The 14,416-nt window shown below is 68.4% G+C and carries 17 protein-coding genes; 6 read left to right on the top strand and 11 right to left on the bottom strand.

The annotated features are described in order from the left end of the window. Positions 1–21: 21 nt before the first annotated feature. Positions 22–585 carry a CGNR zinc finger domain-containing protein gene (locus tag FZ046_RS11710; RefSeq protein ID WP_070356394.1) on the bottom strand — a complete coding sequence of 188 codons (564 nt, stop codon included), beginning with the start codon at positions 583–585 and terminating at the stop codon, positions 22–24. A gap of 109 nt (positions 586–694) precedes the next feature. On the opposite strand from FZ046_RS11710, the gene FZ046_RS11705 reads away from it, so the two are divergent. From FZ046_RS11705 to FZ046_RS11690, 4 genes are all read left to right on the top strand, one after another. Then, positions 695–1,714, top strand: a complete 1,020-nt coding sequence (locus FZ046_RS11705; RefSeq protein ID WP_070356395.1) for an EamA family transporter — start codon at positions 695–697, stop codon at positions 1,712–1,714. A 23-nt stretch (positions 1,715–1,737) separates the two neighbouring features. After that, positions 1,738–2,400 (top strand): cutinase family protein, encoded by a 663-nt coding sequence (locus tag FZ046_RS11700; protein ID WP_246182969.1) that lies wholly within the window; start codon positions 1,738–1,740, stop codon positions 2,398–2,400. A 24-nt stretch (positions 2,401–2,424) separates the two neighbouring features. Further along, a complete protein-coding gene (locus FZ046_RS11695) occupies positions 2,425–3,072 on the top strand; it encodes a cutinase family protein (protein ID WP_070356396.1) in 648 nt (215 codons plus the stop codon). A 62-nt stretch (positions 3,073–3,134) separates the two neighbouring features. Next, positions 3,135–3,803 carry a cutinase family protein gene (locus tag FZ046_RS11690; RefSeq protein ID WP_083298636.1) on the top strand — a complete coding sequence of 223 codons (669 nt, stop codon included), beginning with the start codon at positions 3,135–3,137 and terminating at the stop codon, positions 3,801–3,803. On the opposite strand, the gene FZ046_RS11685 is transcribed toward FZ046_RS11690, so the two are convergent. From FZ046_RS11685 to FZ046_RS11640, 10 genes are all read right to left on the bottom strand, one after another. Further along, positions 3,800–5,395, bottom strand: a complete 1,596-nt coding sequence (locus tag FZ046_RS11685) for an HNH endonuclease signature motif containing protein (protein WP_246182968.1) — start codon at positions 5,393–5,395, stop codon at positions 3,800–3,802. The two genes, FZ046_RS11690 and FZ046_RS11685, sit on opposite strands and share 4 nt — an antisense overlap. 140 nt (positions 5,396–5,535) lie before the next feature. Further along, entirely contained in the window at positions 5,536–6,498 is a 963-nt protein-coding gene (gene truA, locus FZ046_RS11680) for a tRNA pseudouridine(38-40) synthase TruA (protein WP_083298135.1), read from the bottom strand. 7 nt (positions 6,499–6,505) lie between these two features. Next, the gene (rplQ, locus tag FZ046_RS11675) at positions 6,506–7,144 is read right to left on the bottom strand and encodes a 50S ribosomal protein L17 (protein ID WP_070352492.1); all 639 of its coding nucleotides are present in this window, start codon (positions 7,142–7,144) and stop codon (positions 6,506–6,508) included. 83 nt (positions 7,145–7,227) lie between these two features. Next, positions 7,228–8,280 carry a DNA-directed RNA polymerase subunit alpha gene (locus tag FZ046_RS11670; protein WP_070352493.1) on the bottom strand — a complete coding sequence of 351 codons (1,053 nt, stop codon included), beginning with the start codon at positions 8,278–8,280 and terminating at the stop codon, positions 7,228–7,230. 85 nt (positions 8,281–8,365) lie between these two features. Then, positions 8,366–8,971, bottom strand: a complete 606-nt coding sequence (rpsD, locus tag FZ046_RS11665; protein WP_070352494.1) for a 30S ribosomal protein S4 — start codon at positions 8,969–8,971, stop codon at positions 8,366–8,368. A gap of 21 nt (positions 8,972–8,992) precedes the next feature. Further along, the gene (gene rpsK / locus FZ046_RS11660; RefSeq protein WP_019512358.1) at positions 8,993–9,409 is read right to left on the bottom strand and encodes a 30S ribosomal protein S11; all 417 of its coding nucleotides are present in this window, start codon (positions 9,407–9,409) and stop codon (positions 8,993–8,995) included. 6 nt (positions 9,410–9,415) lie between these two features. Further along, the gene (gene rpsM, locus FZ046_RS11655) at positions 9,416–9,790 is read right to left on the bottom strand and encodes a 30S ribosomal protein S13 (RefSeq protein ID WP_070352495.1); all 375 of its coding nucleotides are present in this window, start codon (positions 9,788–9,790) and stop codon (positions 9,416–9,418) included. Positions 9,791–9,952: 162 nt separating this feature from the next. After that, entirely contained in the window at positions 9,953–10,066 is a 114-nt protein-coding gene (gene rpmJ / locus FZ046_RS11650) for a 50S ribosomal protein L36 (RefSeq protein WP_003879483.1), read from the bottom strand. A gap of 77 nt (positions 10,067–10,143) precedes the next feature. Beyond that, the gene (infA, locus tag FZ046_RS11645) at positions 10,144–10,365 is read right to left on the bottom strand and encodes a translation initiation factor IF-1 (RefSeq protein ID WP_003418601.1); all 222 of its coding nucleotides are present in this window, start codon (positions 10,363–10,365) and stop codon (positions 10,144–10,146) included. 272 nt (positions 10,366–10,637) lie between these two features. After that, positions 10,638–11,108 carry an SRPBCC family protein gene (locus FZ046_RS11640; protein ID WP_070352496.1) on the bottom strand — a complete coding sequence of 157 codons (471 nt, stop codon included), beginning with the start codon at positions 11,106–11,108 and terminating at the stop codon, positions 10,638–10,640. Positions 11,109–11,195: 87 nt separating this feature from the next. Here FZ046_RS11640 and FZ046_RS11635 point away from each other — a divergent pair, with 87 nt between their 5' ends. Next, positions 11,196–12,890, top strand: coding sequence for a response regulator (locus tag FZ046_RS11635; RefSeq protein ID WP_070352497.1), 1,695 nt, complete (start codon positions 11,196–11,198; stop codon positions 12,888–12,890). A 22-nt stretch (positions 12,891–12,912) separates the two neighbouring features. Beyond that, positions 12,913–14,406 carry an ATP-binding protein gene (locus FZ046_RS11630; protein ID WP_070352498.1) on the top strand — a complete coding sequence of 498 codons (1,494 nt, stop codon included), beginning with the start codon at positions 12,913–12,915 and terminating at the stop codon, positions 14,404–14,406. Positions 14,407–14,416 lie beyond the last annotated feature (10 nt).

Genomic DNA, 14,416 nt, shown 5'->3' with positions numbered 1-14,416 from the left:
TCAGGACGCGAAATGTTCGGGCTAGGAGTCCTTCTCGCCGTCGCGCTGCCGCTCCCGGTACGCGGCGACGTGCTGGCGGTTGCCGCAGTTGCCGGTATCGCAGAACCTGCGGGACCGGTTGCGGGACAGGTCGACCAGCACCGCGTCGCAGTCCGGAGCCGCGCAGATCTTGAGCCGGCGCAGATCGCCGCCGCGGATGAGGTCGGCGAGTGCCATCGCCATCTCGGCGCCCATCCGCTGCCACAGCGGGTCGTGGATCGACGCCAGGTGCAGGTGCCAGTCCGGCATCTCGGGATGGCGGGTCAGCCAGGGCATCGCCCGGGTGTCGCTCAGCAGGGCATTGACCTGACCGACGGCGCGCTCCTCGTCGTCGGCGACGTCCCAGACCTTGCCGAGGCGGCGACGCAGCGCGTGCACGGACTCGAGTTCGGCGTCGTCGGAGTCACGACGGCCGGTCCAGCCGAAACCGTCGAGGTAGGCGTCGAGTGCCGCCATGTCCCCGAGCTGCTCGCCGTCGACCCGGTCGCTGTTGATCAGCACACAGGCGGCACGCAACGTGAGTTCCGTGTCATGAGTGAAAAGCATTTGACTCATGACTCCCTTCGGCGATAGCGTCATGACCAATCATTATTTTACTCCTGACATTCCTGACGACGCGGTCGGAGACGAGGTCGGGCGAATCCGTGGAGGTGTCATGACCGCGCAACTCGACCACACGCCGGCGACGGACCACTTCCGTTCCGGACTGCTGTTCGCGATCGGCTCGGCCCTGGCGTTCGGCATGTCGGGACCGTTGGCCAAGTCGCTCATGGAGGCCGGCTGGACGCCGACCGCCGCCGTCACGGCCCGCCTCGCGGCCGGCGCCCTGGCGATGGCCGTGTTCGCGACCGTCGTGCGGCCGGGATGGGTGCGCGAGGCGTGCCGCCACGCCAAGACCGTGATCGCCTACGGCTTCGCCCCGATCGCCGGCGCACAGCTCTGCTACTACAACGCGGTATCGCACCTGTCGGTCGGTGTGGCGCTGCTGCTCGAGTACACCTCGCCGCTGCTGGTCGTCGGCTGGCTCTGGGCCACCACGCGCCGCCGGCCGGGCAACCTGGTGCTGGGCGGCGTCGGTCTCGCGATCGTCGGCATCATGGCCGTCCTCGACGTCTTCGCCGGCGCGCACGTCAACCTCGTCGGCGTGGCATGGGGTCTGGGCGCCGCGGTCTGCGCCGCCTGCTACTTCCTGATGTCGGACAAGGTCAGCACCGACGACGGCGACGGGCTCGACCCGGTCACGCTGGCCGCCGCCGGCCTGGTTGTGGGCGCCGTGACCGTCGGCACGCTGGGGGTCACCGGCATCATGCCGCTGACGTTCACCGCCAACGACGCGGTGATCGCCGGTTGGACGACGTCGTGGATCGTGCCGGTGGTGCTGCTGGCGCTCATCCCGACCGCCATCGCCTACACGCTCGGCATCATGGGCATCGCCCGGCTGCGTCCGCGCTTCGCCTCGCTCGTCGGGCTGGCCGAGGTGCTCTTCGCCGTCCTCGCCGCGTGGGCACTGCTCGGCGAGGCGATGACGCCAATGCAGGCGATCGGCGGCTTCGTGGTGCTCGCCGGCCTCGCTCTCGCCCGGCTGGGCGACCGTACGGAGAAGGTCGCCCAAGCCTCGTTTCCCGAGACGCCCGTCGACCCTCCGCACGTCGAGCAAAGCATTCGGCGGAGTTGACACGCGTATGTGAGGATGCAGGCGTGACCGTGCGTAGAACGACGTTGCGTCTGGCCGCGGCCCTGTCCGTGCTCGTCTCGGCAGCCGCCATCCTCACCGCCTCCCCCGCCAACGCCGAACCGCCGTGCTCGGACATCGAGGTCATCTTCGGCCGCGGCACCAGTGAGCCGCCCGGCATCGGCCGCGTCGGTCAGGCGCTCGTCGATGCTTTGATCCCACAGGTGGGCGGCAGGACCGTCTCGTCCTACGGGCTCAACTACCCCGCGAGTTACGACTTCCTCACCGCCGCCGACGGCGCCAACGACGCCAGCGCCCGCATCGCCACACTGGCCGCCACCTGCCCGAACACCCGCGTGGTGCTAGGCGGGTACTCCCAGGGCGCCGCCGCGATCGACATGCTGGCCGGCGTGCCGCCGCTCGGCAACCGCATCGGGGACGTCGGTTCGGCGCCGCCACTGCCGACGAACCTCGACGCGATGGTGTCCGCGGTCGCGGTGTTCGGCAACCCGTCGGCGAAGTTCAGCCTGCCGCTGAACAGCGCCGGGGTGTTCGCCGGCCGGTCCATCGATCTGTGCAGCGACGGCGACCCGATCTGCTCGCGCGGCCGCAATCCGTTTGCGCACACCCACTACGAGACCTCGGAGTTCATTCCGCAGGCCGCCGCATTCGTAGCAAGGCTCGTTTAGCCTGGCTATGCGTTAGCATGTGGTGTGTTCCGTGACCTCGTGCGACGCCTCGCCGTCGTGTTCTCCACTGCGACGCTGACCGCCGGAGGCGCGCTCGTCGCGCCCGCCGCCGCCTCCGCCGAGGGATGCCCCGACATCGAGGTCGTGTTCGCCCGCGGCACCACCGAGGCGCCGGGCCTGGGCCTGGTCGGCGGATCGTTCGTGGATGCGCTGCGCGGCAAGGTCGGCGGACGCTCGGTGGGGGCCTATGCGGTGAACTACCCCGCGAGCTACGACTTCCTGGCCGCCGCGAACGGCGCCAACGACGCGAGCGCGCACATCCAGTACATGATCGGCGCCTGCCCCACGACCCGACTGGTGCTGGGCGGGTATTCGCAAGGCGCCGCCGTGGTCGACGTGATCAGCGCCGTGCCGATCCCGGCCGTCGGCTTCACCAACCCGTTGCCGCCGAACACGCCGGACTTCGTCGCCGGCATCGCGGTGTTCGGCAATCCGTCCGCGAAGCTCGGGCTGCCGCTCACCACCAGCCCGGTGTGGGGCGGTCGGTCCATCGACCTGTGCAACCCCGGTGACCCGGTGTGCCAGACCGACGGCGAGAACGTTGCCGCACATCGCGCCTACGCCGGCGGACCCACCGACCAGGCTGCCGGCTTCATCGCCGGGCTGCTGTAGGTCTCCCAGGTCCTTCTCAGGAACCGACGGTGACGTCAACGCGCTCCGCTAGCATCGGTGCCGTGCTCCGCCGCCACGTCGCCGCCACGTTCGTGATCGCGCTCGTCGCGAGCGCCCTCCTCCTCGTGCCCACCATCGCGTCGCCCTCGCTCGCGCCCGTCGCCTCCGCGGCCTGTCCCGCCGTCGAGGTGATCTTCGCGCGCGGCCGCATCGAGCCGGTGGGCGCCGGACAGATCGGCAACGCCTTCGTCGGCGCGCTGCGCAAGAAGACGAGCAAGAACGTCAACCTGTATGCGGTGCGCTACCCCGCCGACAACCAGATCGACGTCGGCGCCAACGACATGAGCCAGCGCGTGCAGGACACCATGTCCAATTGCCCGGACACCCGCATCGTGCTCGGCGGCTACTCGCTGGGCGCCGCCGTCACCGACGTCGCGCTGGCCCTGCCCTTCCCGTTCTTCGGCTTCGACAAGCCGATGCCGCCCGAGGCCGAACAGCACATCGCCGCGGTGGCCCTGTTCGGCAACGGCAGCGCCTGGATTGGGCCCATCACCAACTTCAACCCGGTCTACCGCGAGCGCACGATCGAGCTGTGTCACGGCGCCGACCCGATCTGCAACCCCGCCGATCCGGACACCTGGCGCAACAACTGGCCGGATCATCTGGCGCCCGCGTACATCGAAGCCGGCATGGTGAATCAGGCGGCCGACTTCGTCGCCGGACGCGTCTAGAACGGCGGTATCTGGGCGCGGAGGTAGTGCTCGGCCCAGGGGGTGTTGCGTCGGCGTTCGTCGGCGATGCGTTGGTGTCGGGTTTGGGTGCGGGTGTGGGTGCGGCGGGGCATGGTGAGGCCGGCGGTGTGCTTGGCCGGTGGGGTGCCTTTCGTGGTGAGGGGTGCGGCCGGTGTGGTGAGGTCGGCGAAGAGGTGGCGGCTGCCGGGGTGGGTGGTGGCGGTCAGGCCGGTGGGGTCGGTCCAGGTGGCGGTGCCGTCGGGGTCCAGGCGGTAGGACCAGCCGGGCCAGAAGGTCTTGAGTAGGTGGTGTTCGGTGCACAGGCAGGCCAGGTTGGCCGCCGCGGTCGGTCCGTGGGGCCAGGCGATGACGTGGTCGATCTCGCAGGCGGTGGCTGGGCGGGCGCAGCCGGGGGCTCGGCAGGTCAGGTCGCGGGCACGGATGAACGCGGCCAGTGCGTGTGAGGGCCGGTAGCGCGGTTCGGGTGGGCCTTGCGCGGGGTAGGTCAGCGGGGTGGCCGTGGCGTGCTTTGCCAGGCGGGCGATGACCGGTCCGGGCAGCACCGGCCCGCCCAGGATGATTCCCGGTGAGGCGGGAGTGTGTTGGCCGGGATCGGCGCTCACCTCGGCGATGACACCGTCGAGGGTGTAGCTGCTCAATGGTTTCGACAGCATCGGCGGGGTCGGGCCGCTGAGGCCGCGCCGCTGGGTGGTCAGGTCCCCGGTGGGCACCGGTGCGGGCTCGGGGTGGGGTGTCGGTGCGGGCGTGGGTGTGGGTTCCGGCGTGCGCGGGGTGTCGTCGAGGGCGTCGGCGTGGGCGATGACGTGGATGACCACCCCACCACCGGCGGGCCGGGTGGCGGCCGCGCAGTCGGGGTGCTCGCACAGGCAGGGCAACCGGTCCCACCCGAACCCCAACGCCCCCAGCGCCGCGCCACGCCGCTGATCCAGCGTGCGGGGATCGCGCGGGCACACCGTGCGCGCCAGCCGATCCACCCGCGCATCGAACGCCGCCCCGTCAGCGGCGTCGACGGTCGCGTCCACGTAGGCCACCCCGTTGGCGGTGTCGGTGTACACGCTCACCCGGGTGCCGCGGGCGGCGTCCTGGGTCCGCCGCACCGCATACGGATCGTGACGCAACACCAGGGCATCGATGTCGCGCTCGGTCTGCTCCACCGACGTCGCGCCCCACCCGGCCACCTCGGCGGCCAACTCCGCGTCGATGGCCCGCACCGCCGCCGCGTCGGTCACCAACGCCGTGCGCGTGCAGATCGCCCGCACCAACGGATAAGAGATCGAACCCTCGGCGAACAGTGCCCCCACCTTCGGCAGCCGCTCCCGCAACGTCACCGCCGTGGTCAAAAAGCCGCTGGCCCGCCCCGCAGTCAGGCACTGAGCCGCGCCGATCTGCGCGCACACCGACGACCAGTTGTCACACCGCCACTGCTCGCGTGCCGCCGACCCCGACACCGCATACGCCCGATCGAGCAGATCGGCCATCGACGACAACCGCGCCGCACACACCGCGTTCTCCAACCGCGCCTGCGCCCGCAACCGCTCCCCCACACCCCGGGCAACGGCCACCTCAGCCACCAACGCATCGAACACATATTCGAATCTATGGCGCAGAAGCCGTCACCACCGCCCCCGAACACCCCGCCTGGGGATGAACGCACCACTGTGCACAACCCCTGCACCAACACCTAAAAACGTCAGTGCCCGGTGGTATGCCGCTAGCGCTCCACCTCGTCCGCGGTCCGCAGATCCCGCGTCACCGCGATGCGCGCGCCGAGTTCCTCGTCGGGCGGGTAGTCCACGCCGACCAGCGTCAGGCCCCGCGCCGGGGCAACCGCGAAGGCACTCGACCGCGCCGTCGCGCCGAGGAAGCCGGCGCAGCGCTCCGGCGGCATGCGTCCCGCACCGACGGCCAGGACGGCACCGACCAGCGATCGCACCATCGACCAGCAGAACGCATCGGCCGTGACGTACGCGGTCAGCATGTCGCCGTCGCGCACCCAGTCGAAGCGCTGCAGATCGCGAATCGTGGTCGCGCCGGCACGCGGGCGGCAGAATGCCGCGAAGTCGTTGAGCCCGACCAGAACCGACGCCGCCGCCTGCATCGCGGCCACGTCCAGCGGCCGGTTCGACGGCGCGACGAAGCGCGCCAGAGCGGGTTCGACGCCGTAGGGCGCCGTGGACAGCCGGTATTCGTAGTGCCGGCGCAACGCCGAGAAGCGGGCATCGAAGCCGTCGGGCGCGCGGACGACGTCGCGGATCCGGACGTCCGGAGTGAGCAGCTTCGCCAATCGCCGCACCAGCGGCCGGAATTCGGGTTCGCCTGCGCGTCGGGTGCGGGGGTAGGCCAGCGGGATAGCGTCGGCGGGGACATCGACGTGCGCGACCTGACCGGTGGCGTGCACGCCGGTGTCGGTGCGACCCGCCGCGCGCGTGACGATCGGCGTGCGGAAGATCGTCGACAGCGCGTCGTCGATCACGCCGGCGACGGTGCGCTGCCCGGCCTGGGTCGCCCAGCCGGCGAAGTCGGTGCCGTCGTAGGCGACGTCGAGGCGCAGACGGACCAGGGCGAGCGGAGCGACGGGAGCGTGATCCGGGGCGAGCGGAGCGACGGGAGCGTGATCCGGAGCGTCAGGAGAACGAACGAACCCGCCACCGGAATCGATGGCGGGTTCGTCCATGGCGTGACTACTTGGCGTCGTCGGCCTTGTCGGCGTCCTCGGCGGCCGCCTCATCGGCGTCCGCGTCGGCCGGCACCTCGGCCTCGGTGGCCTCGGCTTCGGTAGCGGCATCAGTGGATTCGGCCTCAGTCGATGCAGCCGTGGCGTCCTCGACCGACTCGCTCTCCGTCGGGCCCTCGGCGGCCTCCGGCTCGACCGATGCCTGCGGCGCCGCGGCGGCGACGACCGGCTGCTCGGTCTTCTGCGAGCCGCCCACGCGGCGGGCACGCTCGGCCTCCGAGGTGACGGTCTTCTCCCGGACCAGCTCGATGACCGCCATGGGTGCGTTGTCGCCCTTGCGGTTCTCGACCTTGATGATCCGGGTGTAGCCGCCGTTGCGGTCGGCGAAGAACGGACCGATCTCGGCGAACAGCACGTGCACGACGTCCTTGTCGCGGATCTTCTTCATCACCTCACGCCGGTTGTGCAGCGTGCCCTTCTTGGCGTGGGTGATGAGCTTCTCCGCGTAGGGCCGCAGTGCCCGCGCCTTCGGCTCGGTCGTCTTGATGCGGCCGTGCTCGAACAGCGACGTGGCCAGGTTGGCCAGCAGCGCCTTCTGGTGCGACGACGACCCGCCGAGACGGGCGCCCTTGGTGGGCTTGGGCATTGCGACTATCTCCTTTGGAAGGGGCCGACCCCCGTACTAGGTAGGGCCGGGACGGAAGCTCTTAGAGCTGTTCGGTTTCGCGCCTAGAGCTGTTCGGTTTCGGCAAAGTCCTGGTTGTCGTCCAGGTCGTAGCCAGCATCGCTGTTCCAGGTGCCGGTGGCGACGTCGTAGCCGGCGACCTCGGACGGGTCGAACGTGGCCGGGCTGTCCTTCAGCGAGAGACCGAGCTGGTGCAGCTTGATCTTCACCTCGTCGATGGACTTCTGGCCGAAGTTGCGGATGTCCAGCAGGTCGGACTCCGTCCGCGAGACCAGCTCGCCGACGGTGTGCACACCCTCGCGCTTGAGGCAGTTGTACGACCGGACGGTGAGTTCCAGGTCGTCGATCGGCAGCGCGAAGCTGGCGATGTGATCGGCCTCGGCGGGCGAGGGTCCGATCTCGATGCCCTCGGCCTCGACGTTGAGTTCCCGTGCCAGACCGAAGAGTTCGACCAGCGTCTTGCCGGCCGAGGCCAGGGCGTCACGCGGGCTGATCGAGTTCTTGGTCTCGACGTCGAGGATCAGCTTGTCGAAGTCGGTGCGCTGCTCGACGCGGGTGGCCTCCACCTTGTAGGTCACCTTGAGCACGGGGCTGTAGATGGAATCGACCGGGATGCGGCCGATCTCGGCGCCGGAGGCCTTGTTCTGCACGGCCGGGACGTAACCGCGGCCGCGCTCGACGACCAGCTCGACCTCGAGCTTGCCCTTGTCGTTCAGCGTCGCGATGTGCATGTCCGGGTTGTGCACCGTCACGCCGGCCGGCGGGACGATGTCACCGGCGGTGACGGCGCCCGGGCCCTGCTTGCGCAGGTACATGGTGACCGGCTCGTCCTCCTCGGAGGACACGACGAGCGCCTTGAGGTTCAGGATGATGTCGGTGACGTCTTCCTTGACACCCGGCACGGTGGTGAACTCGTGCAGCACCCCGTCGATGCGGATGCTGGTGACTGCCGCGCCCGGGATGGACGACAGCAGCGTGCGCCGCAGCGAATTGCCGAGGGTGTAACCGAAGCCCGGCTCCAGGGGCTCGATGACGAACTTGGACCGGTTGTCGGCCAGGCTCTCCTCGGACAGGGTGGGTCGCTGAGAGATCAGCATGTTTCTCTATCTCCTTCTCGGCACCCGCTATTTGATGCCGGTAAGTGACCCGGGCCGTCGGACGACGGCCCGGGATGGGGCCCTACTACTTCGAGTAGAGCTCGACGATGAGCTGCTCGGTGAGCGGCACGTCGATCTGCGCACGCTCGGGCAGCTGGTGGACGAGGACGCGCTGGCGCTCGCCGATGACCTGCAGCCAGGACGGGATCGGACGCTCACCCGCGGTCTGCCGGGACAGCTCGAACGGCAGCGTGTTGAGCGACTTCTCCTTGATGTCGATGATGTCGTACTGCGACACCCGGTAGCTGGGGATGTCGACCTTGACGCCATTGACCAGGAAGTGTCCGTGGCTGACCAGCTGGCGCGCCATGCGACGCGTGCGGGCCAGGCCGGCGCGGTACACGACGTTGTCCAGCCGGCTCTCGAGGATGCGGAGCAAGTTGTCACCGGTCTTGCCGGGCTGACGCACCGCTTCCTCGTAGTAGCGACGGAACTGCTTCTCCATCACGCCGTAGGAGAAGCGGGCCTTCTGCTTCTCCTGCAGCTGCTGGCGGTACTCGCTCTCCTTGATCCGCGCGCGGCCGTGCTGGCCGGGCGGGTAGGGGCGCTTCTCGAAGGACTGGTCTCCACCGACGAGGTCGACGCCCAGACGGCGCGACTTGCGGGTGACGGGTCCGGTGTAACGAGCCATGAGTTCTGGTTCTCCTTGTTCCTAGACCCGGCGCCGCTTCGGCGGACGGCAACCGTTGTGCGGCTGCGGCGTGACGTCGGAGATGGCACCGACCTCGAGGCCGGCGGCCTGCAGCGAGCGAATGGCGGTCTCACGGCCCGAACCCGGGCCCTTCACGAACACGTCGACCTTCTTGACACCGTGCTCCTGGGCCTTGCGGGCGGCGTTCTCGGCGGCCAGCTGGGCGGCGAACGGCGTCGACTTGCGCGAGCCCTTGAAGCCGACGTGTCCCGACGACGCCCAGGCGATGACGTTGCCCTGGGGATCGGTGATCGAGACGATGGTGTTGTTGAACGTGCTCTTGATGTGAGCGGCGCCGTGGGGAACGTTCTTCTTTTCCCTGCGGCGGGTCTTCTGACCCTTCTTGGCGGCGGTGCCGCCCTTCTTTGCCTGTGCCATCCGGGATTACCTGGCCTTCTTCTTGCCGGCGATGGTGCGCTTCGGGCCCTTGCGGGTACGCGCGTTGGTCTTGGTGCGCTGTCCGCGCACGGGCAGGCCACGACGGTGGCGCAGGCCCTGGTAGCAACCGATCTCGATCTTGCGACGGATGTCGGCCTGCACCTCGCGGCGGAGGTCACCCTCGACCTTGAGGTTGCCTTCGATGTAGTCGCGCAGTTGCGTCACCTGGTCGTCGGTGAGGTCCTTGCTGCGCTGGTCCCGGCTGATGCCGGTGGCGTCCAGGATCTCCTGGGAGCGCGTACGGCCAACGCCGTAGATGTAGGTCAGCGCGATCTCCATGCGCTTGTCGCGCGGGAGATCGACGCCCATGAGGCGTGCCATCAGGCAGTGATTCCTTCTCTAAGCGGAGGTCTGATCCCAGTCCGTTCCCCGTTCGGGGTCCGGCCTCCGTGCCGGACGTGTACGAGCGACGCATTCGCTCGGTGGTACTGGGAGGTCTGCATTCAGTTGTGGGGTACTACGCGGGCGCCAGAGGAACTCTGGTCAGCCCTGCCGCTGCTTGTGGCGGGGATCGGAGCAGATCACCATGACCCGCCCATGCCGGCGGATCACCCTGCACTTGTCGCAGATCGGCTTGACGCTCGGGTTCACCTTCACGGCTGTGTCGATCCTTCGTGTTCTGGTCGGGACGCGCGCGAGTGCACGTCACCGGATGTCGTTGATGCGGACGTGGGTTACTTGTACCGGTACACGATGCGGCCCCGGGACAGGTCGTACGGGGAGAGCTCCACGACGACCCGGTCCTCGGGCAGGATGCGGATGTAGTGCTGCCGCATCTTGCCGCTGATGTGGGCGAGCACCTTGTGACCGTTCTCCAGCTCAATGCGGAACATCGCATTGGGCAGAGGCTCGACCACGCGGCCCTCGACCTCGATGGCACCGTCTTTCTTGGCCATGCTGTCTGGCGATCCTTGCTTTCGGTTTCGTATGCGGTTACGCCCGTTGCGGCGCAGCCTTCGATCCGACTAAGAACGTGAGCCGGTTCGGGTGAGTTCCCAAGGTCCAGCAGACAGAGCACGCAGGAAGTCGGCGCGGAAGCCGCACCGTTGGTCCATGCTACTCGCAGACGCGGTCTGCCCAAAATCGCGTTTCGCGAGGGTTCAGCGCCGCGCGGCGCCGCGTCCCTGCCAGCCTACCGACGGTCGCGCGCGATGGAGCGCATTCCGGCTCAGCGCGCCTCGGCGGCGGCCTTGATGGCCGCGAGGGTGACGGGGATGCCGCTCAGCGCGGCGTCGCTGCGCTTCTGGATCTCGTCGGCGGCCAGGTCGCCGTACTTCTCGCCGAAGCCGGCGATGCCCTTCGGCAGGAAGTGCCACGCCTGGGTCAGCCGCGTCGCCCCGTCGTCCTCGGGCTCGAGGTGAAAGCCCCAGCGCACCCAGCCGTCGTTGACCTCCCAGGTGAACTCGCGGCCGGGGTCGGCGGCCACCACCTGGCTGCGGGTCTCCCAGGTGCGCTCGTCGGTGACGTTGCGTCCGGTGAACCACGCGCCCGGCTGCGCGCCGGCGGCCGGATCGTCCCACCAGCAGGCCTTGCACACCGGGCTCCAATCGCCCATCTTCGTGACGTCGGAGACCAGCGCGTAGGTCTCCTGCGGGTCACGCGCGACGACGATCGAGTCGGAGAATTCGAGAACGGTCACGCCGGGGGAGTCTACGAGCGTTCGCCCTGGGGAGAACGCGCGGGATGGACCGATATCGATTGGACAGCCAGCGCATACTCATACGTGATGAGCGGACCTGAACACCAGCCCCGTCGGCCTGCGATCCTCACCGTCGACGACGATCCCGCGGTGTCCCGTGCCGTCGCGCGCGACCTGCGTCGGCACTACGGCGAGCGGTACCGCATCGTGCGCGCGGAGTCCGGCGCCGACGCGCTCGACACGCTCAAGGAACTCAAGCTGCGCGGTGACACCGTCGCGGTGTTCGTCGCCGACTACCGCATGCCGCAGATGAGCGGCATCGAGTTCCTCGAGAAGGCGATGGACGTGTTCCCGCTCGCGCGGCGGGTGCTGCTCACCGCCTACGCCGACACCCACGCCGCGATCGACGCCATCAACGTCGTCGACCTCGACCACTATCTGCTCAAGCCGTGGGACCCGCCGGAGGAGAAGCTCTACCCGGTGATCGACGGACTCCTCGAGGAGTGGCGCGCCATCGGCGACCGCGGCATGCCGTACACGAAGGTCATCGGGCACCGCTGGAACCCGAGGTCCTGGGAAGTGCGCCAATTCCTGGCGCGCAATGGTTACCCGTTCAAAGCGTTAGCCGCAGATGAACCGAAGGGACGGCAACTGCTAGACGCTGCCGGCCTCGACGGCCTTCACCTGCCCGTCGTCATCACCGAGAAGGGCGAGAAACTCGTAGAACCAACCGATCCTCAATTGGCCGAACTGCTCGGCTTGTCAACCGAACCATCGTTGGAGATGTACGACTTGGCCGTCATCGGCGGTGGCCCGGCCGGTCTGGCCGCCGCCGTGTATGGAGCTTCTGAGGGTTTGAAGACGGTGCTTATCGAACGCGCCACCACCGGTGGGCAGGCGGGCAGAAGCTCCCGCATCGAGAACTACCTCGGATTTGAGAACGGTGTCTCGGGGACTGCACTTACGCTGACTGCTCGCCGGCAGGCCGAACGATTTGGCGCCGAAGTGATAACTACTCGCGAGGCGATCCGTCTCAATGCGGGTGAGGTTGGGGCCGCGCGCACCATCAAGTTCGAAGATCACAGCACGATCGGCGCTCGAGCGATCATATTGGCGACTGGTGTCGAGTACCGCGAACTTCCTGTGAGCGGGTGCCGTCAACTCGATGAGGTGAATTACGTCGGCCGAGGCGTCTACTACGGCGCGTCGGTATCCGACCCCTCGGAGTGCGAGGGCGAGGACGTTTACATCGTCGGCGCCGCTAATTCTGCCGGTCAAGCGGCCATGAAGATGGCGGAGAAAGCCAAGTCGGTGACAATCCTCTGTCGTGGTCCGCGCATCGAGGACTCGATGTCTTACTACTTGATTCAACAGATCGAGCAGATGCCGAATATACGAATTCGAAACTGCACTGAGGTGACTGAAGTCTGCGGCGAGGATGGCCACTTGACCGGACTGTTGTTGAACAACAAGCAGACCGGCGAGAGCGAAAAGGTCAGCTGCGACCGGATGTGCTGCTTCATCGGCGCACAGCCGCGCACGGACTGGCTCGAGGAGGCGGGAATAGCCCGCGACGATTACGGCTTCATCCTGTCGGGGCCGGATCTGCGCGACAAGGTCGGATGGACGCTGGACCGTCCGCCGCACCACCTCGAGACGAGCGTCCCCGGGGTGTTCGTGGCGGGAGACGTGCGATCGGAGTCCGCCAAGCGCGTGGCGGCCGCGGTCGGCGAGGGATCGATGGCAGTGATGCTGGTGCACCGCTACCTGGCGGAAGCCTGACGAGGGACTCGAGAGGACGACCATGGGCGAGCAGTGCGTACGCGACGAGCTCCGCACGCTGTTTCTCTTCGAGCACCTGAGCGACGAGCAGCTCGACATGCTGTGCGCCGACGGCGGCATCGAGACCTTCCCCGAGGGTCCGCTGTGCACCGAGGGCGATCCGGCGACGTGTTTCTACGTGATGCTCGACGGTGAGCTGATCATGACCAAGCGGTCGGGCGGCGTCGACATCCAGACCAACCGGACCTCGCAGCGCGGCGTCTACTGCGGCGCGTGGTCGGCCTACGTCCCCGGCGAGGAGCACACCTATCAGGCGTCGGTGCGGCTGACGAAGCCGTCGCGCTTCTTCGTGCTCGACGCGGACGCCTTCGCGCAGTTCATGCGCTCGCAGTTCCCGATGGCCGTGCACCTGCTCGAGGGCCACATGGTGGGCGGCCGCCGGCAGAGCCAGATCATCGGCCAGCGCGAGAAGCTGCTGGCGCTGGGCACCATCACCGCGGGTCTCACCCACCAGCTCAACAATCCGGCCGCGGCCACCGCCCGCGCGACCGCCGACCTGCGTGAGACGGTCGGCAAGATGCGGCACAAGCTCGCCATGCTGGCCGACGGGAAGTTCAGTCCCGAGGCGCTGCGGGTGCTGGTGAGCATTCAGGACGAGGTCGCCGAGCAGGTCGCCAAGTACAAGACCGTCGAGCTGTCGGCGCTGGAGTCCTCCGACCGCGAGGACGCCATCGGCGACTGGCTGGAGGATCACGACATCATCGGCGCGTGGGACTACGCGCCGACCTTCGTCGAGGCCGGCCTGGACACCGACTGGCTGGAGCGCATCCTCGCCTCGGTCGACGAGGTCGACGCCACCGCCTCGCTGCAGGGCGCGCTCGGCTGGCTGAAGTACACCATCGACACCGAGCTGCGGATGAACGAGATCGCCGAGGCCAGCAAGCGCATCTCGGCGCTGCTCGCCGACGCCAAGCAGTACTCCCAGATGGACCGCGGCGCCTACCAGAGCGCCAACGTGCACGAGCTGCTGCGCAGCACGATCATGATGTTCGGTGACACCATCGGCCACCAGGGCAAGGGCCGGCCCGTCACGATCGTCAAGGACCTCGACAAGACGCTGCCCGAATTGCTCTGCTACCCGGGCGATCTCAACCAGGTGTGGACCAACCTCATCGACAATGCGATCCAGGCGATGGACGGCCACGGCACGCTGACCATCCGCACCTCGCGGGAGAACGACGAGATGGTGCGCGTCGAGATCTGCGACGACGGGCCCGGCATCTCCGAGGACATCATCGACCGCATCTTCACGCCGTTCTTCACCACCAAGCCCTTCGGCAAGGGCACCGGGCTCGGGCTCGACCTGGCCTGGCGGATCGTGGTGGAGAAGCACAACGGCAACATGCGCGTGCAGAGCACGCCCGGCGACACCCGGTTCATCGTGACGCTGCCGCTGCAGGCACCCGCGCCGGTGACGCCGACGCCGGGCGAGCTGGCCGCCGCGGGAACGGAATAGTCCCGCTCTC

This window comes from Mycolicibacterium grossiae (assembly GCF_008329645.1).
Classification (GTDB): Bacteria; Actinomycetota; Actinomycetes; order Mycobacteriales; family Mycobacteriaceae; genus Mycobacterium; species Mycobacterium grossiae.
This window is presented reverse-complemented; position numbering and strand designations above follow the sequence as displayed.